Source organism: Photobacterium sp. OFAV2-7 (assembly GCF_022347985.1).
Taxonomy (GTDB): domain Bacteria; phylum Pseudomonadota; class Gammaproteobacteria; order Enterobacterales; family Vibrionaceae; genus Photobacterium.
In genome coordinates this window covers 1-3,671 of record NZ_JAKRFQ010000514.1, presented here as the reverse complement: position 1 = coordinate 3,671, position 3,671 = coordinate 1, and the positions used below count along the sequence as shown (strand labels likewise).

The 3,671-nt window shown below is 45.4% G+C and carries 3 protein-coding genes; all 3 read right to left on the bottom strand.

Annotated elements, in window-relative coordinates:
• Positions 1-1,426 (bottom strand): methyl-accepting chemotaxis protein (locus MHN01_RS20045; protein WP_239412992.1); only part of this gene is annotated, 1,426 nt, incomplete at its 3' end.
• A 3-nt stretch (positions 1,427-1,429) separates the two neighbouring features.
• Positions 1,430-2,275 (bottom strand): transporter substrate-binding domain-containing protein, encoded by an 846-nt coding sequence (locus MHN01_RS20040; protein WP_239412990.1) that lies wholly within the window; start codon positions 2,273-2,275, stop codon positions 1,430-1,432.
• Between the two features lie 337 nt (positions 2,276-2,612).
• Complete coding sequence (locus MHN01_RS20035; RefSeq protein WP_239412988.1) at positions 2,613-3,521, bottom strand: aldo/keto reductase family oxidoreductase; 909 nt, start codon at positions 3,519-3,521, stop codon at positions 2,613-2,615.
• Between the last annotated feature and the right edge of the window lie 150 nt (positions 3,522-3,671).

Sequence of the window (3,671 nt, the reverse complement as noted above, 5' to 3'; positions counted from 1 at the left end):
CTTGCGCACTATTCGAAATGTTCCCTGACAAGCCGTGAATAGCTTCAATATTAGTGCTAACTTCATTAGATACATTACTCTGCTCACCCGCAGCTTGCGAAATCTGTTTATTCATATCATTGATAGTACTGACATTAGAGCTGATCTGTTTAAGAGCTATAGAGGCTTGCTCGGCAGTTTCGATACTACGTGCCGCAGCTTTCTGGCTTTCACTCATAGATTCGCTAGCTTCAGAGGCCGTATTCTGCAGCTCAGAAATGATTGTATTGATTTCTTCCGTTGATTCTTGGGTTTTGGATGCAAGGCTACGAACTTCGTCGGCTACCACTGCAAAACCACGTCCTTGCTCACCGGCACGGGCTGCTTCAATAGCCGCATTCAGAGCTAACAAATTAGTTTGCTCTGCGATATTTTGAATAACAGACAGCACCGAGCCGATGTTAATTGTACTTGAACGTAACACTTCAATACGGTCTGCTGTAGCTTCAATTTGCTGGTTCAGGTTTTGGATTTCAGCCTGACTGCTCGCCACTATGCTCAAACCATTATCTGCACTGCGGCTAGTTTCGGCAGTTTGTTCGGCAGTTTCACAGGCATTACCCGAAACTTCACCTGCAGAATGAGATAGCTCTTGCAATGCAGCAGCTACTTGTTCGATTTCACGCAACTGATTTGCTGAATTACTTTCAGAGCTTGCACTGATATTGGCCAAACGTGCCGATTTATCGCTGACCTGCTCACTGATTTGAATAGTATCTCGAATCAAAGTTGTTAGCTGCAGCATGACGAGATTGAAATTCTTCGAGAGTTGGCCAATTTCGTTGCTCGAAGATTCAGGAAGACGTTTAGTAAGATCGCCATTACCTGCCGCAATGGTGGCTAACGACTCAGCGACAACATTCACTGGTTTAATCACCACTTGAGTCAGCAGTGCCCGAATAAGTAGTACGGTTACCACCATGATAACGATAAGCTGCAAAAGACTACCAATGATCGATGACTCTTCGGCTGCGACGACCCGGTCTGAGACAAAAGTGATCTCCACATACCCCATCAATTCGCCGTTACGAGTGATCTCTATTTTCTCTGGTATCGTCGGGTAATCGGCAGGGCCACTTTTTGCATGACCTTCACCGAGCAATTTGCCACGATGATCAGTTACCACCACATCTTTAATAAGATCTGCATGAGCTAGAGACTGGGCAATACCATTCACTTGGTCAAAATCATAAGAATACACTGCACCTTCTAGGCTAGTCGTTGCAATGTCTATAAAATCGGCATGCGCATGCTCAAACTGCTCTTTTGCAGTATCGACAGCATTAAAATGACTAATACCAGAAGAGATAACAATCACAATGAACAAGCAACCTGTAAGGTATAGTGTTGCCGCGTTTAGCAACGAGTTTTTAATAAAGTTTGGCATGAATTAAAGATCCTCAATATTGAGCCAGTATTCTTTGCGGTCGAGAGGGGTTTGAGGTGTTAACAGTGGGTTACTGATGAAGAACACATTTCGCTGCTTAATATTAGCCTTGCTCAACACATCTTGAATCATAGCGTTACTAAAGAAGAACTCATCAAAACTGCCATCTTCCAGTGCTTTATCCAACCCTTGATGGATTCTCTCGGCTAACTGTTTATTATCTTTCCTGACAAAGAAATACATCGGTGCGCGATAAACCAGCATAAGGTTGTCTTCAACCACTAGGTTTAGCTCTGGCCTAGCCTCAACCTCCTGGAAAGGTTCATGGATACCTCGAGGGAAGTAGTCAAAACGTCCACCTTCAAGCATATAAAAGAGGTTTTCGTAATCCATTGTGGTACGAACAGTAATGTTCCCGCTTTGAAGAATTTGGGTATCTGGCCATAACTTGCCCTGACCGGCAGTAAAACGCTGTAAATCCGCAAAGGTGTTAATAGCATCATAACGGTGTTGCTCACCCTGGCGGATGATAAAAATACGGTTGCCGAGAAGCCCTTTATATACCGGAAATCGAACGGGTTCGAACTTGTCTTCAAGTTCGCTCGAGGTCATGCTCCAATAGACCTCCATATTACCTTCACTCAGCAGAGTACGTTTACGTCCTTCAGAAAGGTTTTCACGTATCGGCTCCATACGGAACTTCGCCCCACTTTTTTCCAGTGCGAGTTTGAGGGCACCAATTACAAACTGATCGCCTTGAGCGTCTGTTTCGGCATAACGTATTTGCACTTGCGCGAAACAAGTCAATGGCAACACCAAGATTCCCAAAAGCAATATTATTCTGTTCACTCCAACCTCCATGTTGATTTCACGTTAACCCCTTAAAAATTACCTACAATTAAAACTAGCTAACCATGGGAATGTTCCCACAATATTACCCATAAGCCAGGTCAATGCAAATCACATCAATGCCTTGTGGGATAAATATCAAGTTAGAACGCTGTTTAGGCGAGGATACTGAGTACCTCTGCATCAACTCACAATAGCCGTTAGTTATTGCAGGGATAGCGAAATTGCACTGGATACATAATGGAAGTAGGAAGACTTGATCTTGTGGTATCAGGTAGGAAATGACAGAAAAGGCCCCTGAGAGGCCTTTTCATTTACATAAACTTAACGGTTAGCCCTACGGCACCCCGTGCCCTTTTGAAGCTACCCAGACACGGAACCACTGCTCACGGCTTAGCTCGATATCCAGCGCTTCGATAGCAGCCTGAACACGCTCAATTTTTCCCGAGCCAATAATTGGTAATGGCTTTGATGGCAAACGACGCACCCAGGCATATATAACCTGATCAATACTGGCTGCCCCAACTTCATCACGGATTAATTCGAGCTCATTACGTACCCGCACCTGCTGCTCTGACTGACCAGAGAAAATTGCCCCACCGGCCAGGCATGACCACGCCATCGGCTTGGTTCGCTTCATCTGCAGTTGATCCAGCGTGCCGTCGTGGGCCACTTCAAAATTCAGCGGGTTGATTTCAACCTGGTTAGTCACCAGCGGAGCATCAAGCCGAGACTGTAGCAAATCAAATTGTGCCGGGGAGAAATTCGAAACGCCAAAATGAGTCACCTTTCCCTGCTGTTTAAGCTCGGCAAAAGCTTCGGCTACCTCATCCGCATCCATCAGAATATCAGGACGGTGGATCAACAACACATCAATGTTCTCGACCTGTAGCCGTGACAAGGAGAGATTAACCGACTCAACAATGTGTGCTTTGCTGGTGTCGTAATGGTTAATTTTACGATCAGGAAACTGATCAGAGCACAACTTGATATCACACTTGGTGACAATCTCAATCTGGTCACGAATGCTCGGCTCCAGTGCCAGCGCTTCGCCAAACAATGTCTCGCAGCTGTAATTTCCATAAATATCAGCGTGATCGACCGTCGTAACACCCAGCTCGACATGCTGCTTAAGAAAATTAAGTCGCTGAGCAGGGTTCATTTGCCAGTCCGCCAGACGCCAATATCCCTGAACTAACTCGGAAAATTGCGGACCTTGCGGGCTTATCTCAACTTTTGCCACCATACGGGTCAAACTCCATCTAACATTTATTGCATTTTGGACTGCCAATCATCCTAGGCTTGTTTCAGGGGTATCGCAATGCTATAACCTTCGGGCCTCGAACTGGAGTACGAACTATGTCTTTTGCACAGCGCCTGAAATCATTAATCGGTG